Here is a 5,969-nt window from a genome sequence, read left to right on the forward strand (position 1 = left end):
CGGCCCGGGCTGCTCGCCGGCGGCCCGACCCTCTGGCCGGTCTCCGCCCGCTCGAAGGCCGCCCTCGCCGGCCAGGCCGCCCGGCTCGCCTCGTACGCGCGGGAGCGGGAGACGATCGACCGGGCCGCGGTGGCCTGGTCACTGGCCACCACCCGGTCCACGTTCGACCGGCGGGCCGTCGTCGTCGGCGCGGACCTGCCCGAGCTGCTGGCCGGCCTGGACGCGCTGGCCGCCGGCGAACCGGCCGGCAACGTCGTCACCGGCACGGCGTCCGGCGCCGGCACCGGCCCGGTCTTCGTCTTCCCCGGCCAGGGCGCACAGTCGGCCGGGATGGCCGCCGGCCTGGTCGGCCGCTGCCCGGTGTTCGACGAGCGGCTGGCCGAGTGCCGGCAGGCCCTGGCGCCGTATCTCGACGTCGACCCGGTCGCCGTGCTGACCGGTACGGACGAGTCGTGGCTGGACCGGGTGGAGGTCGTCCAGCCGGTGCTCTGGGCCGTCGGCGTGGCCCTGGCCGCCGTGTGGCGTGCCGCCGGGGTGGTGCCCGACGCGGTGATCGGCCACTCGCAGGGCGAGATCGCCGCCGCCTGCGTGGCCGGCATCCTGTCCCTCGACGACGCGGCGCGGACCGTGGCGCTGCGGTCCCGCGCCCTGGCCGCGCTGCGCGGCACCGGCACCATGGCCTCGGTCGACCTGTCCGCCGACGCGGTCACCGAGCGCCTCGACGGGTTCCCCGGCGTCGGCGTCGCGGCGGTCAACGGCCCGGCCACGGTGGTGGTGTCCGGCCCGCCGCAGGCGGTCGCCGACCTGGTCGACGCGTGCCAGGCCGACGGGATCCGCGCCCGGCTGATCCCGGTGGACTACGCCTCGCACTCCGCCGCCGTGCGGGAGGTCGCCGAACAGCTCCGTACCGACCTGGCGAACGTCACGCCGCAGCCCGGGCACACCCGTCTCGTGTCGACGCTGACCGGGGAATGGGTCGACCCGGCCGCGATGACGGCCGACTACTGGTACGACAACCTGCGCCGGACCGTCCGGTTCGACGCGGCCGTCCGCACCGCCATCACGGCGGGTCACACGACGTTCGTGGAGATCAGCCCGCACCCGGTGCTGACCATGCCGGTCACCGCGATCCTGGACGACACCGGCACCACGGGCCACACCCTCGGCACCCTGCGCCGCGGCGAGGACGACCCCACCCGACTGCTCACCAACCTGGCCACCGCGCACACCATCGGGCTGCCCGTCGACCTCACCGCCGTGCTCGCCGAGACCGACCCCGTCGACCTGCCCACCTACGCCTTCGCGCACCAGCGGTACTGGCTGGACGGCAGCGGCGGCCCCGACCCGGACCTGCTCCAGGGCGGCGCCGACCCGAACGACGCCGGCTTCTGGGCGGCCGTGGAACGCGGCGACCTGGCCGCCCTCGCCGACGTCGTCGCCACCGAGGACACCCCCGCCGGGCAGGCCCTCGACGCGCTGCGCCCCGCCCTGCCGCTGCTCACCTCCTGGCGCCGGCAACGCCGCCGGCAGTCCGACATCGACAGCTGGCGCTACCAGGACACCTGGAAGCCGCTCACCGGCATCGCCAACCGGGGCATGGCCGGCACCTGGCTCGTGGTGCTGCCCACCGGCGACATCATCGAGCCCTGGCAGGACGCCTGCGTCGAGGCGTTCGCGGCCGCCGGCGCCGACGTCGTCCCGGTGCCGGTCAGCACCACCGACGCCGACCGCGACCTGCTCGGCAAGCTGCTGCGCGAGGCCCTCGCCGCCGGCGGCGGCGAGGGCGACGAACCGGCCGAGGTGACCGGGGTGGTGTCCCTGCTCGCCTTCGACGAGCTGATCCACCCGCTGCACCCCTCGGTGCCCGGCGGCTTCGCCGCCACCGTCGCGCTCTTCCAGGCCCTCGGCGACGTCGGGCTGTCCGCCCCGATGTGGAGCGTCACCTCCGGCGCCGTCTCCGTCGGCCGCGCCGACCTGCTCCGCTCACCCACCCAGGCGATGGTCTGGGGCTTCGGCCGGGTCGCCGCGCTGGAACAGCCGCAGCGCTGGGGCGGCCTGGTCGACCTGCCCGAGGCCGTCGACGACCGCTGCGCCGGCCTGCTCGTCGCGGCCCTCACCGCCGCGGGCGAGGAGGACCAGATCGCGGTACGCCCCGGCGGCCTGCTCGGCCGCCGGCTCACCCGGGTTCCGCTCGGCGACAGCCGGCCCACGCACCCGTGGGAGCCCTCCGGCACCGCGCTGGTCACCGGGGGCACCGGCGCCCTCGGCGGGCACGCGGCCCGCTGGCTGGCCCGCAGCGGCGTGCCGAACATCATCCTGGTGAGCCGCCGGGGCATGGCCGCCCCCGGTGCCCGGCAACTCGTCGACGACCTCACCGCGCTCGGCGCGCGGGCCGAGGTGGTGGCCTGCGACGCGGCCGACCGGGACGCCCTGGCCGCGCTGATCGACGGGATCCCCGCCGAGCATCCGCTCACCACCGTCGTGCACGCCAGTGCGGTGCTCGACGACGCCATGATCAACGACATCCGGATCGACCAGATCGAACGGGTCCTGGCCGCCAAGGTCGACGTGGCCTGGCACCTGCACGAGCTGACCCTGGACCTGGACATCTCCGCGTTCATCATGTTCTCCTCGTTCGCCGGTTCGGTGGCCAGCTCCAGCGTCGGGAACTACGCCCCGAGCAACGCGTTCCTCGACGCGCTCGCCCAGCACCGGCGCGGCCTCGGCCTCACCGGCACCTCCATCGCCTGGGGCGCGTGGGCCGGTGGCGGCATGGCCGACGGGCCGCTCGGCGAGCTGCTGCACCGCCACGGCGTACCGGAGATGGCCCCGGAGGCCGCGATCGCCGCCCTGCACCAGGCCGTCGACCACGGCGAGGCGTTCCTCACCGTCGCCGACATCGCCTGGGAAAGGTTCTCCGTCGCCTTCACCGCGACCCGCCCCGGGCCGCTGATCAGCGACCTGCCCGACGTCCGCCGGCTCCGGGCCGCCGAACGGGCCACCGGCGCCGACCTGCCCGACGGGCCGGAGTCGCTGCGGGAGGGGCTCGCCGGGCTACCCGCGGCCGACCGGCTGGCCGTGCTGCTCGACCTCGTCCGCGGCCAGGTCGCCGCCGTGCTCAACTACGCCGCCGGTGAGTCGGTGGACGAGCACCGGGCGTTCCGTGAGCTGGGCTTCGACTCGGTCACCGCGGTCGAGCTGCGCAACCGCCTCGGTAGCGCGACCGGGGTGGCGCTGCCGGTCACCCTGGTCTTCGACTACCCGACCCCGACCACGCTGGCCGAGTACCTGTACGCCGAGGTGGCCCAGGACGACGTGGTCACCCCGGCCGCGCTCCTCGACGACCTCGACCGGATCGCCGACGGGCTCGACGTGGTGGCCCGGGACGAGGCCGCCCGGGTCCGGGCCACCGTCCGCCTCCAGGCCATGCTCTCCCGGCTCGGTCAGGGCGGCGGTGACGGCCTCGGCCGGCACCTCGACGACGCCACCGACGACGAACTGTTCGCCATGGTGGACCGGGACCTCGGTCTCTCCTGACCCGCTCCGGCTCTCTCCCCGTCCCCTGCGAGGAAGCGGCATCCCATGGCCAATGAAGACAAGCTCCGCGACTACCTCAAGCGGGTCATGGCGGACCTGCACGACACCCGCCGCCGGCTCAGCGAGGCCCAGTCCCAGGAACTGGAGCCGGTGGCGATCGTGGCGATGAGCTGCCGGCTGCCCGGCGGCGTCCGGGACCCGCGGGACCTGTGGGAGCTGCTCCGCGACGCCCGGGACGCCGTCACCCCGTTCCCCGACGACCGGGGCTGGGACCTGGACCGGGTCTACCACCCGGACCCCGACCACCCGGGCACCTCGTACGCCCGGGAGGGCGGTTTCCTCGACGGCGCGGGCGACTTCGACCCGGCGTTCTTCGGCATCAGCCCTCGGGAGGCCCTCGCCACGGACCCCCAGCAGCGGTTGCTGCTGGAGACCGCCTGGGAGGCGGTGGAGGCGGCCGGCATCGACCCCGTCACGCTGCGCGGCAGCCGGACCGGGGTGTTCGTCGGCACCAACGGGCAGGACTACGGAACCCTGCTCATGATGTCGCCCGACGGCGACGAGGGGCACTCGATGACCGGCGGGGCGGCGGCCGTCGCGTCCGGCCGGGTGTCGTACACGCTCGGCCTGGAGGGGCCGGCCGTCTCCGTCGACACGGCCTGCTCCTCCTCCCTCGTCGCGCTGCACCTGGCCGCGCAGGCCCTGCGGGCGGGGGAGTGCGAACTGGCCCTGGCCGGCGGGGTGACCGTGATGGCCACCCCCGGCCTCTACATCGGATCGAGCCGGCAGCGCGCCCTGTCGCCGGACGGGCGGTGCAAGTCGTTCGCCGCCTCCGCCGACGGCGCCGGCTTCTCCGAGGGCGTCGGTTGGCTGCTGGTCGAGCGGCTGTCCGACGCCCGCCGCAACGGCCATCCCGTGCTGGCGATCCTGCGCGCCAGCGCGGTCAACCAGGACGGGGCCTCCAACGGGCTCACCGCGCCGAACGGGCCGGCCCAGCAGCGGGTGATCAGCCAGGCCCTCACCGCGGCGCGGTTGTCCGCCGCCGACGTCGACGTCATCGAGGCGCACGGCACCGGCACCACCCTCGGCGACCCGATCGAGGCGCAGGCGCTGCTCGCCACGTACGGGCAGGACCGCGGTGACGCCGGACCGGTGCTGCTCGGCTCGGTCAAGTCGAACATCGGGCACGCGCAGGCCGCCGCCGGGGTGGCCGGTGTGATCAAGATGGTGCTCGCCATCCGGCACGGCCTCGTGCCGGCGACCCTGCACGTGGACGAGCCGTCGCCGCACATCGACTGGTCGGCCGGGGCGGTGGAGCTGGTCACCGAGGCCCGGCCGTGGCCTGCGGTGGGGCGGCCGCGGCGGGCGGCGGTGTCGTCGTTCGGCATCTCCGGCACCAACGCCCACGTCATCATCGAGCAGGCCGATGAGCCGGCCGAGCCGGCACCGGCCGTGCCCACCGCCGGGCTGGTCGACGCGGGGGTCACGGTCTGGCCGGTGTCCGCCCGGTCGCGCGGGGCCCTGGCCGGACAGGCCGCCCGGCTGGCCGCGCACCTGCGCGCGCACCCGGACCCGGACCCGGCGACCGTGGCGTGGTCCCTGGTCCGCACCCGCTCGGCCTTCCCGCAGCGTGCGGCCATGGTCGGGTCGAGCGTCGAGGACCTGCTGGCCGGCCTCGACGCCCTCGCCGCGGGCATGCCCTCACCCGGCCTGGTCAGCGGAACGACGGTCGGCCAGGACGCCGGTCCGGTGTTCGTGTTCCCCGGTCAGGGTGCGCAGTCGGCGCGGATGGCGGCCGGCTTGGTGGGTCGGACGCCGGTGTTCGACGCGCGGCTGGCCGAGTGCCAGGCGGCGCTGGCGCCGTATCTGGATGTGGATCTGGGCTCGGTGCTGAGCGGTGACGACGAGTCGTGGTTGGACCGGGTCGAGGTCGTGCAGCCGGTGCTGTGGGCGGTGGGGATGGCCCTGGCGGCGGTGTGGCAGCACGTCGGCGTCGTTCCGCAGGCGGTGATCGGGCACTCGCAGGGCGAGATCGGCGCGGCGTGTGTGGCGGGGATCCTGTCGCTGGAGGACGCGGCGCGGACGGTGGCGTTGCGGTCGCGGGCGCTGGCGGTGCTGGCCGGCACCGGGACGATGGCCTCCATCGACCTGTCCGCCGAGGCGGTCACCGCACGCCTCGACGTCGCCGCCGGAACCGCCACGGGCGACCGCGGCCGCTTCGCGGGGGTCGGGATCGCGGCGGTGAACGGCCCGGCCACGGTGGTGGTGTCCGGTCCGCCGCAGGCCGTGGCCGACCTGGTGGAGGCATGTCAGGCCGACGGGATTCGTGCCCGGCTGATCCCGGTGGACTATGCGTCGCACTCGCCGTCGGTGCAGCGGGTCGCCGAACAGCTCCGTACCGACCTGGCCGATATCACCCCGCAGCCGGGGCA

Annotated in this window: 2 protein-coding genes; both read left to right on the forward strand. The window is 75.6% G+C overall.

Translation table 11 applies throughout. The features are described 5' to 3' along the window. On the forward strand, positions 1–3,537 hold a 3,537-nt coding region (locus B0E53_RS32255), incomplete at its 5' end, for an SDR family NAD(P)-dependent oxidoreductase (protein ID WP_107079426.1). 45 nt (positions 3,538–3,582) lie between these two features. Then, a partial coding sequence (locus B0E53_RS32260; RefSeq protein ID WP_146167854.1) for a type I polyketide synthase occupies positions 3,583–5,969 on the forward strand: 2,387 nt, incomplete at its 3' end.

Source organism: Micromonospora sp. MH33 (assembly GCF_003013775.1).
In the GTDB taxonomy this organism is placed as follows: Bacteria; Actinomycetota; Actinomycetes; order Mycobacteriales; family Micromonosporaceae; genus Micromonospora; species Micromonospora fulviviridis.